At 73.9% G+C, this 16,916-nt stretch carries 12 protein-coding genes and 1 pseudogene; 8 read left to right on the top strand and 5 right to left on the bottom strand.

What is annotated here, in order from left to right; genetic code table 11:
• Positions 1 to 185: 185 nt before the first annotated feature.
• The 4 genes from ACZ5WG_RS28275 to ACZ5WG_RS28260 all read right to left on the bottom strand — a co-directional run bounded on the left by ACZ5WG_RS28275 (position 186) and on the right by ACZ5WG_RS28260 (position 7,713).
• On the bottom strand, positions 186 to 932 hold the full coding sequence (locus ACZ5WG_RS28275) for an NUDIX hydrolase (protein ID WP_468726788.1): 747 nt from the start codon (positions 930 to 932) through the stop codon (positions 186 to 188).
• Positions 933 to 1,189: 257 nt separating this feature from the next.
• Positions 1,190 to 3,157, bottom strand: a complete 1,968-nt coding sequence (locus ACZ5WG_RS28270) for a glycogen debranching N-terminal domain-containing protein (protein WP_468726787.1) — start codon at positions 3,155 to 3,157, stop codon at positions 1,190 to 1,192.
• 293 nt (positions 3,158 to 3,450) lie between these two features.
• On the bottom strand, positions 3,451 to 4,716 hold the full coding sequence (locus ACZ5WG_RS28265; RefSeq protein ID WP_468726786.1) for a DUF4192 domain-containing protein: 1,266 nt from the start codon (positions 4,714 to 4,716) through the stop codon (positions 3,451 to 3,453).
• A 153-nt stretch (positions 4,717 to 4,869) separates the two neighbouring features.
• Positions 4,870 to 7,713, bottom strand: a complete 2,844-nt coding sequence (locus ACZ5WG_RS28260) for an AAA family ATPase (RefSeq protein WP_468726784.1) — start codon at positions 7,711 to 7,713, stop codon at positions 4,870 to 4,872.
• Positions 7,714 to 7,889: 176 nt separating this feature from the next.
• On the opposite strand from ACZ5WG_RS28260, the gene ACZ5WG_RS28255 reads away from it, so the two are divergent.
• The 3 genes from ACZ5WG_RS28255 to ACZ5WG_RS28245 all read left to right on the top strand — a co-directional run bounded on the left by ACZ5WG_RS28255 (position 7,890) and on the right by ACZ5WG_RS28245 (position 11,552).
• Entirely contained in the window at positions 7,890 to 8,567 is a 678-nt protein-coding gene (locus ACZ5WG_RS28255; RefSeq protein WP_468726783.1) for a helix-turn-helix transcriptional regulator, read from the top strand.
• Between the two features lie 238 nt (positions 8,568 to 8,805).
• Positions 8,806 to 9,480 (top strand): Pvc16 family protein, encoded by a 675-nt coding sequence (locus ACZ5WG_RS28250; protein WP_468726782.1) that lies wholly within the window; start codon positions 8,806 to 8,808, stop codon positions 9,478 to 9,480.
• The gene (locus ACZ5WG_RS28245) at positions 9,477 to 11,552 is read left to right on the top strand and encodes an ATP-binding protein (RefSeq protein WP_468726781.1); all 2,076 of its coding nucleotides are present in this window, start codon (positions 9,477 to 9,479) and stop codon (positions 11,550 to 11,552) included. Before ACZ5WG_RS28250 ends, ACZ5WG_RS28245 begins: the two co-directional genes overlap by 4 nt.
• 80 nt (positions 11,553 to 11,632) lie before the next feature.
• Here ACZ5WG_RS28245 and ACZ5WG_RS28240 read toward each other — a convergent pair whose 3' ends face one another.
• Positions 11,633 to 13,081, bottom strand: a complete 1,449-nt coding sequence (locus ACZ5WG_RS28240; protein ID WP_468726780.1) for an RICIN domain-containing protein — start codon at positions 13,079 to 13,081, stop codon at positions 11,633 to 11,635.
• A gap of 170 nt (positions 13,082 to 13,251) precedes the next feature.
• On the opposite strand from ACZ5WG_RS28240, the gene ACZ5WG_RS28235 reads away from it, so the two are divergent.
• The 5 genes and pseudogenes from ACZ5WG_RS28235 to ACZ5WG_RS28215 all read left to right on the top strand — a co-directional run.
• The gene (locus tag ACZ5WG_RS28235) at positions 13,252 to 14,838 is read left to right on the top strand and encodes a phage tail sheath subtilisin-like domain-containing protein (protein ID WP_468726778.1); all 1,587 of its coding nucleotides are present in this window, start codon (positions 13,252 to 13,254) and stop codon (positions 14,836 to 14,838) included.
• 80 nt (positions 14,839 to 14,918) lie between these two features.
• Entirely contained in the window at positions 14,919 to 15,362 is a 444-nt protein-coding gene (locus tag ACZ5WG_RS28230; RefSeq protein ID WP_468726777.1) for a phage tail protein, read from the top strand.
• A complete protein-coding gene (locus ACZ5WG_RS28225; protein WP_468726775.1) occupies positions 15,362 to 15,868 on the top strand; it encodes a hypothetical protein in 507 nt (168 codons plus the stop codon). Before ACZ5WG_RS28230 ends, ACZ5WG_RS28225 begins: the two co-directional genes overlap by 1 nt.
• On the top strand, positions 15,865 to 16,023 hold the full coding sequence (locus ACZ5WG_RS28220) for a DUF6760 family protein (RefSeq protein WP_376011571.1): 159 nt from the start codon (positions 15,865 to 15,867) through the stop codon (positions 16,021 to 16,023). The genes ACZ5WG_RS28225 and ACZ5WG_RS28220 overlap by 4 nt, the downstream gene beginning before the upstream one ends.
• A gap of 199 nt (positions 16,024 to 16,222) precedes the next feature.
• Positions 16,223 to 16,916 (top strand): annotated as a pseudogene (locus tag ACZ5WG_RS28215) (hypothetical protein); the annotation flags it as partial.

Below are 16,916 nucleotides of genomic sequence, written 5' to 3'. Positions count from 1 at the left end.
CGCGGGGGGTGAGACCGCTCTGCGGCAGCGTGAATACCGCAAGCAAGATAACGCGATATGTCCGATTTTCGGCGCAACCAGGGTGCGTTCGCGGCCGTGTCGACGACGGCCCGGGCCGCGGGGGCGCGGGAGGCGGGGGCGACGGTGGCGGGAGCGCGGGCGACGGGAGCGCGGGCGGCGGGGCCTCAGACTTCCGGGCGCAGCATGGGCGGGTTGAGCAGGTTCGCCCCGCCGGCCCGGAACAGCTGGGCGGGCCGACCGCCCTGACGGGTCGTCGTCCCTCCGGCCGGCACCAGGAACCCAGGGGTCCCGGTGACCTTGCGGTGGAAGTTGCGGGGGTCGAGGGCCACACCCCACACGGCCTCGTAGACCCGGCGCAGCTCGCCGACGGTGAACGCGGGCGGGCAGAACGCGGTGGCCAGCGAGGAGTACTCGATCTTGGAGCGGGCCCGCTCCACGCCGTCGGCGAGAATCCGGGCGTGGTCGAAGGCCAGCCCCGAGGCCGCCTCGTCCTCGACGGCCAGGAGCTCGTCGACGGAGGCCCAGCGCGCGCTGTTGGCGTCTCCACCGGCCCGGGGTGCGGGCAGGTCCGGAGCCAGGACCAGATGCGCGACGCTGACGACACGCATGCGCGGATCCCGCTTCGGATCCCCGTACGTGGCCAGCTGTTCGAGGTGCGCCCCGTTGCCCGCGCCCGGCTCGGCCGGATCGTGGGCGCACAGGCCGGTTTCCTCGGAGAGCTCCCTGGCCGCGGCCGCGGCCAGGTCCTCGTCTCCGCGCACGAAGCCGCCGGGCAGGGCCCAGCGTCCCTGGAACGGCTGCTCACCCCGCCGGACGACCAGCGCACAGAGCGCGTGACGCCGCACGGTGAGCACGACCAGGTCGACGGTGACAGCGAAGGGCGGATAGGCCGACGGGTCGTAGGGCGACATGCCGCGATCATAGTCGTCTGCCTGACGATAAACAGAGCTTTCGTGATCCCGAAGGCGGCGATCGACGAGCCGGGGGTGTCCGGCGGGTCAGGGTCGGACGGCCCGGGCCGGCTGTGCCGTGAATTGCACGGCGGAGGAGAGAGCCACTGCGGCGGGAACAACTCCCAGCGGTAGCCGGGGGACATCGGCGACCGACGACAACGCGGCAAGGCACGGTGCCAGACGCCCCGGGCCCGGCCATGATCCGCCGGACACCCCTAACCGCCCAGTTGGAGCGCATCGGCCGCCTCCTCCACCATGGCCAGGCCGAGCCGGCTGATCCGGACGGCGAACGGCTCCCCCGAGACCCGCAGGCCGGAGAACCGGAGGGCGCCGAGGGGAGCACCGGGCAGCGGGACGAGGGCGACCGTGCCCGCGGGGGCGTCGGGACGGATCCCACCGAGGGCGGCCAGGGCATGGACCCCTGCGGCAGCGGCCACCGCCGCGGGGCGGCAGGCCGCCGGGTGCGGAAGCGGGGCGCTGCCCACCGTGCGCTGCTCGGCGGCGTACATCTCCGGCAGCCGGTACCCGAAGCTCTCCGCGGCATCCAGCAGGCCGCGCAGCAGTCCGGCGGCCTCCTTCTCGAAGCCGGCCTGGGCCAGCCCGGCGACGGCCACGGCGCTCTCGTACGCCCGCACCGCGCCCGAGCGGTGACCGAAGGGGTTGTGACCCGGCTCCCGGAACGCCATGCTGCGCAGCCCCCATCCGGAATCCATGGCGGGGGCCCCGAGGAGGCGGGCGAGCTGTTCGGTACGGACCCGGTCCAGCAGCCCCGGGGCGAGCCGGCCGCCACCCAGCAGGCCGGTGTCCAGGAGGTGGGCGGCGGCCCCCGTCAGCCGTGGCAGCGGCCGCCCGTCGGGGTGCAGGGCCGCCGCGGGCCGTCCGCCGTCCGGGCCGTCGATCCAGAACGCCTCCCGGAACCGCTCCCGCAGCGCGGCCGCCCACTCCCGCCATTCCTCGGCTGCGGGCCGCCCGCATCCGGCGAGCAGGTCGGCCCCGAGCAGCGCGGCCCGGTGGGCGTGGGCCTGGGTCTCGCAGCGGCGCGGACCGGGATCGGGATCGGCCAGGAAGCCGTCCTGCCCCAGGGCGCCGCGGAGCCACTCGAGGCACCCCTCGGCCGCGGGGAGGAGCCGTGCCACCTCCTCCTCGGGCATCCCCCACCGCCGGGCCTCGGCGAGCACCGCCGGGAAGGCGAGGGTCGCCTCGGTGCCGGTGCACCCCGGCGGCAGCTGCGGACCCGCCCCGCGCAGCGGCCCCGGGATCTTCCCGGCGTCGGGGCCGCTGCCTCCGGTCTGGGTCCGGGCGAGGGTGCGCAGGGTGGCCGCGGCGAGCCCGGTCCCGAGCGGCAGCGCCATCCGGGCGGCCCAGAGGGACTCCGCCGGGGCCAGTCCGAGCCGCCATGGCACCCCCGCCGCGGCGAAGGCGTCGGCCGGCTCCTCTCGATCCCGCATCAGCAACGCGCCGAGGTCCTCGACGCTGGTGCGGAACCAGGCCTCGACCCGCGGGTCGTCCCCCTCGGCCCGGGCGTCGGCCAGCGGATTGGCCACCTGCCCGGCCGGTGCCCGCGTCGTGCGGTCCTGCGTGGTCCGCAGCTCGATGGTGCGGGACTCCCCCGGCCCCAGCTCGAGCTGCCAGCGCAGCAGTCCCGCCGAGGCGAGGGCGTCGTCCGGGGCCGGCTCGGCCGCGGTGACGGCCTGCGCCTCCCCGCTGCTCCAGCGCAGCCCGGCGGCGTGCACCCCGGCCGGCAGTTCGGGTCCGGTCCGGCCGGCGGCCACCGCTGCCAGCTCCGCCAGGTCGGTGCCGAGCGCCACCTCCACCGGAAGGCGCATCGGCCGGGCCGTGAAACTGCGCAGGGTGATCCGCTCGGTGCCGTCCGCGTGCCGGACCCGTTCCACCCCGATGTCGGGGTCGGGGCCGGCTTCGGCCCCGGTACGGACGGTCGCGGTGAAGGCAGCCCGGTCGGAGCCGAGGCTGCGCCCCTGGACGGCTACCGGCTCCCGGCCGCCGACCCGGAGCACGCAGCGGGACAGCAGCCTCCGTCCGGAGCGGTAGATCCCGTCGATCCCCCGTCCTGTCAGCTGACCGTGTTCCGGCGAGATGACCAGGCAGGGCGCGGCGACGCAGATGACGGCGCCGTGCACGGGCGGCAACTCGGTCCTGCGGGCGGGCGGTACGGAGTGGGCCATGGGTCGCCTTGTCTGGGCTGTCTGCGCTCCGGCCGGTTTCGCTGGGCGGCGGCGCGGCCGGGCCCCCGCCACCCTCCAGCTGAACGCCCCCGCCCCCGCCCGGGTCACGGGCCCCGGGGGCGGCTGCGCCCGTACTGGGCCGTGCCGGTGACGCAGTCGCCGCCGCAGGGCAGTGATCGCAGCGTTCCGGATCCGCCCCACGGGATGCCCTCCGCTCCTGCCCGGGCCCGCACCACTGCCCCTGCCCCTGCCTCGGTCCCGGTCCCGGTCCCAGTCCCAGTCCCGGTCCCGGCTCACTGTTCGCTCCCCGCGGCGCGGCGGGTCTCGCGGCCGGACTGCGCCTCCCGGCGACGACCCGGAGGGCGGGTGGTGGCCGCTGCACGCTTGCGGCGGGGTTCCCGGCGCCGCCGCTCCTCCCGCAGGCAGGCCCGCAGCCCCTCCGGGTCGATGCCCTCGTTGCAGGCGTGGTGGAGCAGCTGGGCGAAGCGGTACTCGGCGTCGGCCCGCAGGGCCAGCCCGAGGGCGATCCGGGCGGTCGGCTCGTCGCCGGTGGACCACGAGACCCAGCCGGCGAGGGTGAGAGGGGCCGCCGCATGCTCCCCGTAGGCCCCGACGCATCGGCGGGCCAGCGCCCGCCACAGCCGCAGGGCGGGGGCCGCTTCCTCGCCCTCCATCCACTCGGCCGCGACGTCCCGGATCTCGCGGTCCTGGAGCCCGAGGATCACGGTGGCGGCCTCGTCGTGGCCGAGCAGGGCGTCGTCCCACTCGTCTGCTCCGGGGCCGCCCTCGACGGGCGGGGCGAGGGTCATCCGCCGCATCAGGGTGCGGGCCAGCGTGACGGTCTCCGCACCGACCTCCTGCCGGGTGGCCCCGTCGAGGATCTTCGGCACGAGGGCGGCGGCCGCCCTGTCCAGGGCCCCCTCCATCTCCACCGCCGCACCGCCGCGCAGTGGTGCCAGCCGGCCTTCGATCTCCCGGAGGGAGCCCCTGACCTGGAGCCCGGCGAAGGTGGCCGTCGCCGCCATCACCGAGGTGCCGGTCGCGGCCAGTGGGCTGCCCTCGGCCGGGCAGCACCGCTCGTCGGGGCAGCAGTAGGACCAGTACCGGCCTCCGGAGATGCAGAGCGCTTCCATCACGGGCACGTCGAGCGCGCCGCAGGCCAGCCGGATGCGTTGGGCCAGCGGCCGCAGCCGGGTCATCACCCGCTGGCCGCTCTCGCCGTCGGCCGGGTCCTGACAGAGGAAGACGACGATGCCGTCGGGCTTGTCGCCGCGCCGCTCGCTGCCCCGGACCAGACAGTCGGCGACCTGCCTGGCGGTGTCCTCCCATTCCGCGGGGGCCGAGGGGATGCCGACGCGGAGCCGTCCGCCGAAGCGGCCGCCCTCGCCGTGCACGGTGACCATGACGAGGGAGTCGGTGGGATGGAAACCGAGCATGTAGGGCAACGCGTCGGCCAGTTCGGCCGGGCTGCGCAGGGTGATCCGAGGGTCGAGGGCGGGTCCGGACGGGTTGATGGAGGGTCGGTCGGACGGGGTGCGTGATTCGCGGTCGTTCGTCATGCCCCGACGGTCCCGCGGACGATCGGATCCCGAAACCCCTGTGGATAACTCTTGATCGTTCAACATCCACAGGTTCAGGGCACCCTTGACGCGATGTCAGAACCGTCGGGTTCCATGGACCCGTGAACACAGCTACGTCATGTCCGCCGCGCCCTACTTCCCACCGACCAACAGCCGGTCCAGCGCCGCCGGGAGTTCCGCGCGCCGGCGGATGCCGAGCTTGCGGTACGCGTTGGTCAGGTGGGTTTCGACGGTACGCCGAGCGAGGTGCAGGAGATCGCCGATCTCGGCGTTCGTCCGGCCGCCCGCGGCGAGTTCCGCGATGCGCCGCTCACTGCCGGTCAGCGCGGCCGGCCCGGTGTGCGGCGTCGCGGAGCGGCGGGCACCGCCCTCGCGCAGTACGTGCTCGGCCATGGCGCGCAGGCGGACCGCACCGATGCGCTCGGCGCGTTCGGCCGCCTCCCGCAGCGGATCGCGGGCGAGTGTCCGGTCTCCGGCGGCGACGAGCTGCCGGCCCTGGGCAATGAGCGCCGGGATCAGTTCCGTCTCGGCCGGGGTGTCCCGCAGCAGCCCTACGGCCTCCTCTGCCAGTCCGAGGCCGCGCAAGCCGCCCGTCGCCGTGCCCAGGACGCGCAGACAACGCCCCACCAGGCGCGGCGTGTTCCAGACGGCGGCCAGCCGCAACTCTTCCTGGGCCAGGCCGAGGGCCTCCTCCGGCCGGCCCAGGACCAGCCGGCACTCGGCCGCGGCCGTCCGCCACGGAGTGGCGACCGGGCTGACCACGTCCCGTTCCGCCTGGCGCCGCCCGCACTCCAGGAAGTCGTCGAGCGCACCGGCCGGATCGCCGCACGCGGCACGCAGACGGCCGCGCGCGTACAGGAAGCGGGGCAGCTCGCAGGAGTCGTGCGCGTCCCGCGGGTCGCTGCGGTCCGCGAGCACCGCGGCCTGCTCCGTACGGCCGGTTTCGACCAGCGCGAAGACAGCGGCGGCAGCCGCGTTCATCGGCGGGCGCGCACTGCCGACGGCGTCGAGGGCCTGACGCACGTCGGGTTCGGCGAGCATCTCGGCGTAGCCGCCGCGCGCGGCGGCGAGATCCGCCCGCACGTTCCGCAGCTCCGTGTGCATGGGATGCAGCAGCGAGGCGTGCTGCCCGGCCAGACCTCGCCCGGCCAGGCGCTCGGCCTCGTCCAGTTCGTCGGCCCACAGGGCTACGGCCGCGGACGCACCAAGAAGAATCGATTCCGCGAGCGGGTCGGCGGGGGCCTCCAGCAGGGCCCGGATGCGGCCGATCGCCGCCTGGGCCGAGACCAGGCCGGCCGTCGCCTCGTACCGCACGAGCAGCGCCTGCCCGGCCGTGCCGACCAGGTCCGGCGAGCGCCCGGCCGTCTCGCGCAGCCGCCCGTACACCTCACGCCGTACGGACTGGTCGTGGTCCGACAGCAGTGCCGAGGCGGACCACAGCGTGCGCACCAGGTCTTGGCGGTCCGTCAGCTGCTCCTCCAGAGAGCACAGTGCGCCTACGGCCGCCCGTACCTCGCCCCGTCCGGCCAGTGCCGTACCGAGCGCCAGCGCCGAGCGCACCCGGTCCCCGGGCGTGTCCGCCGCCTGCACGGCCTCGGCGAGCCGGGGCAGGCCGGCCGCCGACCGGCCGCCGGTGAATTCCAGGGAGCCCAGTTCGGTCAGGACCGCAGCCCGGCGGGCGGGTGGCATCGCCTCGTCCAGCGCGCGCCGCAGGAACGCGGCCCCGTGCTCGGTACGGCCCGCCCCGACCGCGCGGGCCGCGGCGTCGAGCAGGACGTCGGCGGCCCACGTCCCGAAGGGCGCGGGTGCGCGCAGCAGTTGTCCGGCCACGGCCTCGGCGCCCGCGCCGCGGCGCAGCATCACCTCGGCCGCCCTGCCGTGGGCTGTCTTCCTCCGGTCGCCGGACCAGCCGCTCACCACGGCGTCGCGCAGCAGCGGATGGGCGTAGCCGTGGCGGCCGTCCGGGCCCGGGCGCAGCAGCCCCAGGCCGGTCATGGCGGTGAGCCAGCCGTGCACCCGTGCGGGATCGGCGCCCGTCATGTCGGCGAGCAGTCCGGCGTCGCCGTCCTCGCGGACCTCCCGATGCCCGCCCCCGGCGGCGGCGCCGCCGCGGCCGTCGCTCACCACGGCGAGCGCGCGGGCGACCTCGACGGTGGCGGTCCCCGCGCCGTCCAGCCACCACGAGACGGCGGCCGGATAGGCCCCCGGGTACAGCGCCGCGCAGCTGTCCGGCACCGCCGAGGTGCCCGCAGGGCCCGGATCCTGCGCCTGCGCCCCCAGGTCGTCCAGCAGGGCGCGCAGGAGCAGCGGATGGCCGCCCCCGGCCCGCACCACCTCGTCCACCCATGCCTGCGAGGGCACCTCACCGATGACCGAACGGACCAGCTCCACCGACCCGGCCGGGCTGAGCGGGCTCAGGGTGTGGGTGCGGACGAGGTGCGGCGGGAGCGCGTGGGCCAAGCCCGGCTCCGGCGGCTCGACGTCGTACTGACTGCGCTCGGTTGCCACGAGCAGCACCGGCAGGCGGGCCACCAGCCGCGCGGCCTCGACGAGCCAGCCGCGCGAGAGCGGATCGGCGAGGTGGACGTCGTCCACGGCCAGGAACAGCGGGGCCTCTTCCGTCCATTCGAGCAGCGCGCGCCACAACCACGCAGCCCGTTCGCGATGGACAGCGGCGGTGGGGTCGGCCTCGGTCGGGACCTCCACCGTGGGACACGCCAACTCCGGTCCGTCGTCGAACAGTTGTTTAACGGCAGCGAACGGCGTAACAGGCCCGGGTGAACAACGTGCCCGCAGCACCCACATGCCGTGCGCCGCCGCCTGCTCGGCGACGGCCTCCAGGAGCGCGGTGCGCCCGCTGCCCGTGGTCCCCTTCAGCAACACCAGGCCGCCGGAGCCCGACCGGGCGCGCTCGCACTCGGAAGCGATCATCGCCATGGCCCGGTGACGCTCGTGGAGCGGTCCCGGTACGGACATGGCTGACTCCCGATCTCGTGGACATCTCGTGGTCGGCCCTGTGGTGTGGCTCGTGGTTCTCCACGATTGTCCGACGTACCGCGAGTGCACGAGTGTGATGGCCGTCCGTCTGTCACGCATCTCACAAAGAGGGCAGGCGTCACGCCGACTTAGGGGACCTTTTGACCACCTCATTCGTGACCGCAAAGACCGGATCGGCCGGAGCGGTCGACGGCCAGGCGGCGGCACCGGGGCACCGGATCCGGGTCGTGGTCCACGCTCCGGATCCGATCTCCCGGGCGGGAGCGGTCAGCCAGCTGCGCCAGCACCCCGTGATCGACCTCCGCGACGAGGCGGAGACCGGGCCCGGGACCGTGGCGGTGCTGATCGAGGAGACGCCGGACGAGGCCACCTTCGCCCGCCTGCGCCGACTCGTACGGGGCGAAGGCGCGCGCGCCGTCCTCGTGGTGAACACCGTGCGGGAGGCCGAACTCCTCGATGTCATCGAGTGCGGTGTCGGAGCCGTCATCTGGCGCCACGAGGCCACCACGCACCGTCTGCTGCAGGCCGTGCTCGCGGCCTCGCGCGGCGATGGCGACCTCCCCACCGACCTGCTCGGCCGGCTCCTGGGCCAGGTGCGCATGCTCCAGCGGTCCGCCGCCGGACGGACCGGTGCGCCTGTCACGGGGCTGACGACCCGCGAAGCGGATGTGCTGCGGCTGATCGCGGAGGGGCTGGACACCGCCGAGATAGCCGACAAGCTCTCGTACTCCGAACGCACCGTCAAGAACGTCATGCACGGGCTGACCACCCGTCTCCACCTGCGCAACCGGGCGCATGCCGTGGCCTACGCCCTGCGCGAGGGCTATATCTGAGCCCGCCTCCGACGGCTGCGTCTGAGCGCTGCCTCCGGCCGCCGCCTCCGACCGCCGCGTCTGAGCGCTGCACCCGACGGCCGCACCCGACTCCGAGGGCAACGCCGCAGGGCCGCCCGGACACCGCGGTCCGCCCCCGAGTGCTTGCGGGCCGGATGCGGCGAGAAGAAGAATTCGACGGCGCCCGTCAGGCGATCACGGCAGGCGGCGGCACCTCAGGCAAGGCGGGAGCACGACGATGATCCACGAGGTGGACGAAGTCCTCGAACGGCTGCTGACGGGTGGCGCGCTGGCCGGTTCCGGCATCGGCGTCTCCTTCGATGCCCCGACCCGCGACTGGTCCGCCAGGCGCAACGCCACCGCCGTCAACGCCTACCTGTACGACATCCGCGAGGACGTGAACCGGCGTCACCGCGGCACCGTCCCGGTCGGTGACGACCGCGGAGCGATCCTCAAGCGCCGCCAGCCGCCCCGCTGGTTCCGGCTGTCCTATCTCGTCACGGCCTGGACGAAACAGCCCAAGGACGAACACCGACTGCTGTCCGCGGTACTGGCCACCCTGCTGCCCCGCGAGATCCTGTCCGCCGAGGAACTTCCCGGATCGCTGCGCGCGTTGGGACTGTCGGTACCCATCACGGTCGCCGGCATCCAGACGGAGTCGCGGTCCCTGGCCGAGATCTGGTCCGCCCTCGGCGGTGAACTCAAGCCGTCCCTGGACGTGGTGGTGACCGCGCCGTTCCCCGCGTACCCCGAGTACGACGTCGGCCCGCCGGTATCGGAGGGCGCGGTGCGCGTACGGGCGCTCGACGGCAGCCTGGAGGACTCTCCGGAGCGGCGGCACCAGCCACGGCACGCGGCGGCGGCCGCGGCTGCCGCGGCCCGCGCCGCCGTCGTCGCAGGTGAGCCGCGATGAGCCCGTACGCCTCCGCCCACCGGGAACACACGATGCCCCTCTCCCCAGGCCCCGGACCCGCGCCCGGAACAACCGATTCCGACGCGGCCCCCGCGCTCCTCGCCCGGCTGGACCGGGTCCGCGAGCGGGTCGCCCTGCTCGTCGAGCAGCGCAGCGCCACCGATCCCACGGCCGCCGACCCGCTGCGGGGGCTGTACCTGTCCGCCGACGCCGTACGGCACCTGCTGGACTCCGCGGTGCCGGATCCGTACGCCGAGCCCCACGAGCCGGAGGCAACGGGGCGGGCCCTCGACGAGGCCACGGCGCCGGAAGGCGGCGACCGCCTGGCGCGACTCGCGCACCGGCACGGACTCACCGAGCTGGACGCCCGCCTGCTCCTCGTCGCCCTCGCGCCCGACGTCGACCGCACCTTCGAGCCGCTGTACGGCTACCTGAACGACGACGTCAGCCGGCGCAGGGCCACTACCGGCCTCGCTCTCGACCTGTGCGGACTCCCCGTACACCTGGCGCGGGCACGGGCCAGGTTCCATCCGTCGGCGCCCCTGTGCGCGCTCGGTCTGATCGAGGTCGAGGAGCCCGAACGGCCCTTCCTCAGCCGCCCGCTGCGCGTCCCGGACCGGCTCATCGCCCATCTGCTCGGCGACGACGCCCCGGACGCCGCGCTCGCGCACCGCGTACGCCCGCTCGCCGCGCCCCCGGGACCGTACGACGAGGACTTCACCCGCAGGCTCGCCGAACGGCTGGTCGCCGCCTCCCGGCTCTGCGTCTACCTGCGCGAACAGCGCGAGGGCGACGGGCTGGCCGTCGCCGCGGCGGCCATGCGCGCGGCGGGTCTCGAGGCCCTGCACGTCACCTCCCCGAGCGGCGACGTACCGTACCCGGAACTCCTGCGCGAGGCCCGGCTGCGCGGCTGCGCGCTCGTCGTGTCACAGGTGCCGGACGAGGCGGGCCCGCTGATCCGGGCGCTGGCCACGGCGGACGTCCCCGTGGTGTTCATCGGCGAGCGGCCCTATGACCCCCAGTGGTGCGACCGGGACCCGCTGGTCCTGGAAGCGCCGCGGCTGCCGGCGGACGCCGAGCCGGCCTGGTCGGCCGCGCTCGGCGGGGCACCGGGGTTCGACCTGGCGGCGACCGTGGCCCCGTACCACCTCGGCGCCGACCGGATCGTCCGCGCCGCGCGCGCCGCACGGGAGCTCGCCGCCTTCGACGGCATCCCGACGACCGCCGCCCATCTGCGGCTCGCCGCCCGTCAGCAGTCCGCGTCCGGCCTGGAGCGCCATGCCCGCCGGATCCGGCCCGACGTGGGCTGGGGGGACCTGGTCCTGCCGGACGAACCGCTGGCCCAGCTGCACGAACTCGCCCTGCGGGCCCGCCACCGCGACCGGGTCCTCGGCGACTGGCGGCTCAGCGCCGGCGGCGGCCGGGGCCATGGCGTCCTGGGGCTCTTCGCCGGCGAGTCCGGTACCGGAAAGACACTGTCGGCCGAGGTCGTCGCCGCCGAACTGGGCCTCGACCTCTACGTCGTGCAGCTCTCCTCGATCGTCGACAAATACGTGGGCGAGACCGAGAAGAACCTGGAACGGATCTTCACCGAGGCCGGCCGGACCGATGCCGTGCTCCTGTTCGACGAGGCCGACGCCGTCTTCGGCAAGCGCTCCGAGGTCAAGGACTCGCACGACCGGTACGCCAACATGGAGAGCGCGTACCTGCTCCAGCGCCTGGAGTCCTTCGACGGCATCGCGCTGCTCACGACGAATCTGCGGGCCAACATCGACGAGGCGTTCACCCGGCGGCTGGACCTCGTGATCGACTTCCCGTTCCCCGACACGAAGCAGCGCCTCGCGCTGTGGCGGCACGCCCTCGCCCTCGTGCCGTGCGCGGACGACACCGACCCGGGCGCGTGCGCCCGCGACTTCGAACTGGCCGGCGGGTCGATCCGAAGCGCCGTCGTCACCGCCGCCTACGCCGCAGCCGGCCGGGGCGAGGCCGTCACGACCGCCGATCTGCTGGAGGGTGCCCGCCGCGAGTACCGCAAGGCCGGCCGCCTGGTGCCGGGCGAGGGCGGCTGGTAGCGGTCGCCGTACGGGTGAGACCCCGGTGCCCCGGCGGTCATCGAGTGCCGGGGCACCGGGGTCTCACCCGTACGAGGTGTTCACGGGTGGACGATCTGCCAGTTGGGCAGGATGGGGTTGACGAGCTGCCAGTTCTGGGTCTCGCCCTTGACGCAGTCGTGGACGACGAGCCGCAGCGGCGTGCTGCCCGTGCGCGCCTTGTCCAGGCAGGTGTTGTTGCTGGAGGCGTTGCGGATCCAGTAGGTGTCGCTGTCCTGCTTCTCCAGCCACCACAGCTGGTTGTCGGTCTTGCTGTTGCAGCCGTACGTGGACACCGGGGTGTCGGTGGGCTTGGCGCCCCGCCCCGGAAGGTCCATGCAGAGCCCGCCCTTGACCGCGCGGATCAGGAAGAGGGCCGTGCCTCCGGGACCCGCCTTGGGGTCGGCCAGCTCCAGGTTCCACCGCTCGTTCTCGTCGGGGCTCGGGTTGCAGGTGCCCGTGTTGACGGGGGCGCCCCGCTCGGCCGCGTCGCGGCCCGGAACGTCGGCGCAGGCCTTGGCCTCCCTGAGCCTGAGCAGGATGTTGTTCACGGAGTGCGGCTCGGGCTTCTTCGCGGGGGGCTGTGAGGCTCCTGCTCCGCCACCACCCCCACCGCCGCCTCCGCCTCCACCGCCCTGCGGAGCCTTGGACGGCATCGGGTCGCCGCCCGGGGCCGCGGAGGAGGGCTCGACGGGCGGCGGGGCCAGGCTCGGACCCGGCGACGGGAGCGTGGTCGCGCCGGCCTCCTGGATCTTCTCCACCGCCGCGCTGCGGACCTGGGGCTTGTACGCGATCCAGAGCATCACGAACGTGACGATCAGGGCCAGGAGTATGCCGAGGAAGGTGGCGAGCCAGCCGGGCAGGAACCCGCGCTGGACGTACCTGCCTTCGACGTCGACCGGGGCCGTCCCCGACCGGTGTACGGCCAGCGTGTACGGCCGCTGCTGCTTCGAGCCGAACCAGATGATCTCGCGCGGCTTGAGCTTCGTCTTCACGAATGCGGCGCGGCCCGGCGCGATCTGGACGTTGCTCGGGGTGATGTCGTACGACAGCTGGTCGCCGTTGTCGCTGCCGCTGATGGACGCGGTGAGCGTGGTGTTGCCGATGTTGTCGATGGCGAGCTTGGGGCGGCCGCGGAAGCGGCCCTTGACGGTGGGCGGCACCAGCTCCGTGCGCATCTCGCTGAACGGCGTGATGGTGAGGTTGCCCTCGGGGACGGTCACCGCCTCGGGATGCTCGGTCGGCGTGATGCGTACGGCGTACGGGTTCGGCCCGGCGGTCGCGTCGGGGGTGCGCGGCGGCGAGAACGTCAGCTCCACCGTGCCCGTGGTCCCTGGGTAGAGCCGGAGCGTGGGCGGCTCCACGACGGTCCACGGTGCGATGTCGCCGACCGGCTCGAAGCGGTACTCGTCGACGACGTCGCCGGTGTTGCGCAGCCGCAGCCGAACGGTGGTACTGCTGCCGGGGTCCACGGTCGCGGAGGCAGGCTCCAAAGAAGTCCAAAGGCTCACGCCACGACGCTACGACGGCCCCCGGCGGCCGGGTCAGAGGCCGCGAGGCAGCCCTTCCTGTCCGCGCGGGCAACAGCGCTGCCCTCGAACAGGTACCCGAGGCCGTTACGCCGGACCGGTTCTCCGCCGAGGGTAGGGGCAACTGTCTCGCACCCCGAGGAGAGCAGAGCATGCCGTCCTACCTGTCGCCGGGCGTATATGTCGAGGAGGTGGCCAGCGGCTCCCGCCCCATCGAGGGGGTGGGCACCTCCGTGGCCGCCTTCGTCGGTCTCGCGCCGACCGGCCCGCTGAACGAGCCGACTCTGGTGACCAACTGGACCCAGTACGTCGCGTCCTTCGGTGACTTCACCGATGGGTACTACCTGGCGCACAGCGTCTACGGCTTCTTCAACAACGGCGGTTCGGCCGCCTACGTCGTCCGGGTCGGCGGCGCCGCCGAGGGCGCGTCCGCCGATTCCGCCTCCCCCTCCGCCGCGGTGAAGGGCGCCGCGGCCCCCGCCGCGCTGCCGCCCGGCGAGCCGAAGCAGCTGGGCACCTTCACGGTGGCCGCCGCTGCGCCCGGCTCCCTGCGCGTGGAGGTCGCCGACCCGGAGGGCGACGGACCCCCCGAGCGGTTCAAGCTGATCGTCAAGGACGGCGACAAGGTCGCCGAGACGTTCGACGTGACCGCCAAGAAGGGCGGCCGCAACTACGTCGTGACGCAGGTCAAGGAGCACTCCAAGCTCATCACGCTGCAGGAGTCCGCCCCCGCCGGGCAGCTGGCGCGCCCCGAGAACCAGACCGTGGCGCTGGCAGCCCCGGCCCAGGCCCCCGTGCCGGCCGTTCCGTCCGGTGCGGACGCGTCCCACCCCGGCCCCGCCCAGTACCTCGGCGACTCCGCCGACCGCACCGGCTTCGGCGGCCTGGAGGCCGTCGACGAGATCTCGATGGTCGCGGTACCCGACCTGATGGCCGCCTACCAGCGCGGCGCGATCGACCTGGAGGCCGTCAAGGCCGTACAGCTCGGGCTGATCGCGCACTGCGAGCTGATGGGCGACCGCGTCGCCGTCATCGATCCGCCGCCCGGCATGAACGCCCGCCAGATCCGGGTCTGGCGGCAGGAGACCGCGGGCTACGACTCCAAGTACGCGGCCCTGTACTACCCCTGGATCAAGGCCTTCGACCCGGCCACCGGCCAGTCGCGGCTGGTCCCGCCGAGCGGCCACATCGCCGGCATCTGGGCCCGCAACGACTCCGAGCGCGGCGTGCACAAGGCGCCCGCCAACGAGGTCGTACGCGGCGCGGTCGACCTGGAGCTCCAGATCACCCGCGGCGAGCAGGACCTGCTCAACCCGATCGGCGTCAACTGCATCCGCGCCTTCCCGGGCCGCGGCATCCGCGTCTGGGGTGCCCGCACGATGTCCTCCGACCCGGCGTGGCGCTACCTGAACGTGCGCCGCTACTTCAACTACCTGGAGGAGTCGATCCTGATCGGCACCCAGTGGGTGGTGTTCGAGCCGAACGACCACCACCTGTGGGCGCGGATCCGGCGCAACGTCTCGGCCTTCCTGGTCAACGAGTGGCGCAACGGGGCCCTGTTCGGCGCCCGGCCCGAAGAGGCGTACTACGTCAAGTGCAACGAGGAGACCAACCCGCCGGAGTCCGTGGACCTCGGACGCGTCATCTGCGAGATCGGCATCGCGCCGGTCAAGCCCGCCGAGTTCGTGATCTTCCGGCTGGCCCAGTTCTCCAGCGGCAGCGGCGAGCTGGAGGAGTAGTCCTCCCCTCCCCCTTCTCCGTTTCTCCGCTTCTCCGCTTCTTCGTACCAGTCGACACTTCTTGGAAGGACGCAGCACACATGAGTCTTCAGCCGGGTGACGCCCTCACCTCACATAATTTCGGCCTCCAGATCGACGGCGTGATGGTCGAGTACCTCGCGGAGGTCAGCGGCCTCAGCCTCGAACAGGACGTCATCGAGTACCAGCAGGTCTCCTCGCAGGGCAAGGCCGTGACGAAGAAGCTGCCGGGCGTGAAGAAGGCCGGCACCTGCACGGTCGTCCGCGGTATGACGCAGTCCGCCGCCTTCAACCAGTGGATCAGCGAGTCGGTCGCGGGCAACATGGGCAGCGCCCGCAAGAACGCCACGATCATGGTGATGGACTACCAGGACAACCCGATCAAGCGCTACAACATGCGCAACGCGTGGTGCAGCAAGGTCGACACCAGCACGGTGAAGGCCGGCGAGGCCGCCGCGCTCACCGAGACCGTGACCATCACGTTCGAAGAACTGGTCATCGAATAATGCGCCGTACGGCTCTCAGGGCGGGCGCAGCGGCGGTGGCCGCGGGCGACGCGATCGGCAACGCCACGGCGGAGGCCGGGGCTGCGGTACCGGGGCTGCACGCCGGTGCTCCGGCCGCCGCCCCGGCGGCCCAGCCGCTGCGCACGGAGTTCTCCTTCGAACTGCCGCGCGGCTACGTCGACGAAGCCGGAGCCGTGCACCGGGACGGGACCATGCGGCTCGCGACCGCCCGGGACGAGCTGATCCCGCTGCGGGACATGCGGGTGCAGGAGAACCCGGCCTATCTGTCGGTGGTGCTGCTCGGCCGGGTGATCACCCGGCTGGGCAGCCTGCCGCTGGTGCACGACGGGGTGGTGGAGAACATGTTCGCCTCCGACCTGGCGTTCCTCCAGGACTTCTACCGGCAGATCAACGCCGAGGGGCACACCCGCGCGGGCGTGACCTGTCCCCACTGCGAGCAGCCGTTCGAGGTCGAACTCGGCGGGAGCCGCCTGGGGGAATCGTGACGTACGCGAACGACCGTCTGCACGAGGAGATCGCGTACATCGCCTACCACTTCCACTGGAGCCAGGAGGAAATCCTGGACCTCGAGCACCGTGACCGCCGCCGGTACACCGAACAGATCGCCGGGTTCGTCGCCCGTGCCGCGGCGGAGGGGTGAGGGCATGGGACTTCTTGGCAGGCTGATGGGTGGTCTGACGGGCGGCCGCGGACAGGGGGCGGCCGCCACGGAGCCGGATGCCGGTGCGGGTGCCGCATCGGATGCCGGTGCGGGTGCCGCATCGGATGCCGGTGCGGTCCGGCCTGCATCCGCAGGGGTCCGGCCCGCCGGGTGGTCCGCGCTGCCCCCGATTCAGCGCGTGACCGCCGGCGCGGCCGGGCCCGTCGCGGACGCCGGGTTCGGCGGACGCCTGAGCACGTGGCAGAACCCTTCCTTCCGGGGGAACCTGTCGCACGCCGTGCTCGACGGTGCGCCGGGTGGGCTCGTCAAGGGTGTGCTCAGCGCGCCGACGCGACCCGGCTCGGGGCTTGAGCTGCCCTCACTCACCCTGCCCGTCGTGTCGTACGGGGACCAGGGCGCCGGGGGCTTCGAGGGGCTGCCGGTACAGCGGGCGGCCCTGCCGGTGCCGGTCTCCCGCCCGGCGGGCGTCGACGTGACCCCGGTCAGGCAGGCACCCAGGTCTTCGACCTCCCTGACCAGGTCCCCGCACACCCCTGCGGTGCAGCGGCGAGCCCTTCCGGTGACACCCCGGGTGCCACCCGAGGACGCGGCGGCCGCCACCGCCGCATCCTCCGCTCCCGCTCCGGGTGCGCCGGCCGCTTCGGGTTCTCCGGCCCCGAGTCCGGCCCGGGAGTCCACGGGCGGCGGCCCGCGCCCGGCACCGGCCCGGGCCGCCGACGCGCCCCCGTCCCCGAACACGCCATCGGCCGCTCAGGCAACTCCGGTTCAGCGGAGCGCCGCCGACAAGCCGCTGCACACCCCGAGCAGGCCCACGGCCCCCGCCTCCGGTGCGGGCCGAGCACCCTCCACCGGCCCGCGCCCCGCCGGGGACA

It is taken from the genome of Streptomyces sp. NPDC032745, from assembly GCF_055579465.1.
The sequence above is the reverse complement of the archived record's forward strand: the minus strand, read 5'-3'. Positions and strand labels throughout refer to the sequence as shown.

Bases quoted from the DNA above. Each gene is read 5' to 3' on its own strand.
- ACZ5WG_RS28235 (WP_468726778.1), top strand. From the start codon at position 13,252: ATGCCGTCCTACCTGTCGCCGGGCGTATATGTCGAGGAGGTGGCCAGC.
- ACZ5WG_RS28275 (WP_468726788.1), bottom strand. From the start codon at position 932: ATGTCGCCCTACGACCCGTCGGCCTATCCGCCCTTCGCTGTCACCGTC.
- ACZ5WG_RS28265 (WP_468726786.1), bottom strand. From the start codon at position 4,716: ATGACGAACGACCGCGAATCACGCACCCCGTCCGACCGACCCTCCATC.
- ACZ5WG_RS28230 (WP_468726777.1), top strand. From the start codon at position 14,919: ATGAGTCTTCAGCCGGGTGACGCCCTCACCTCACATAATTTCGGCCTC.
- ACZ5WG_RS28260 (WP_468726784.1), bottom strand. From the start codon at position 7,713: ATGTCCGTACCGGGACCGCTCCACGAGCGTCACCGGGCCATGGCGATG.
- ACZ5WG_RS28250 (WP_468726782.1), top strand. From the start codon at position 8,806: ATGATCCACGAGGTGGACGAAGTCCTCGAACGGCTGCTGACGGGTGGC.
- ACZ5WG_RS28245 (WP_468726781.1), top strand. From the start codon at position 9,477: ATGAGCCCGTACGCCTCCGCCCACCGGGAACACACGATGCCCCTCTCC.
- ACZ5WG_RS28270 (WP_468726787.1), bottom strand. From the start codon at position 3,157: ATGGCCCACTCCGTACCGCCCGCCCGCAGGACCGAGTTGCCGCCCGTG.
- ACZ5WG_RS28225 (WP_468726775.1), top strand. From the start codon at position 15,362: ATGCGCCGTACGGCTCTCAGGGCGGGCGCAGCGGCGGTGGCCGCGGGC.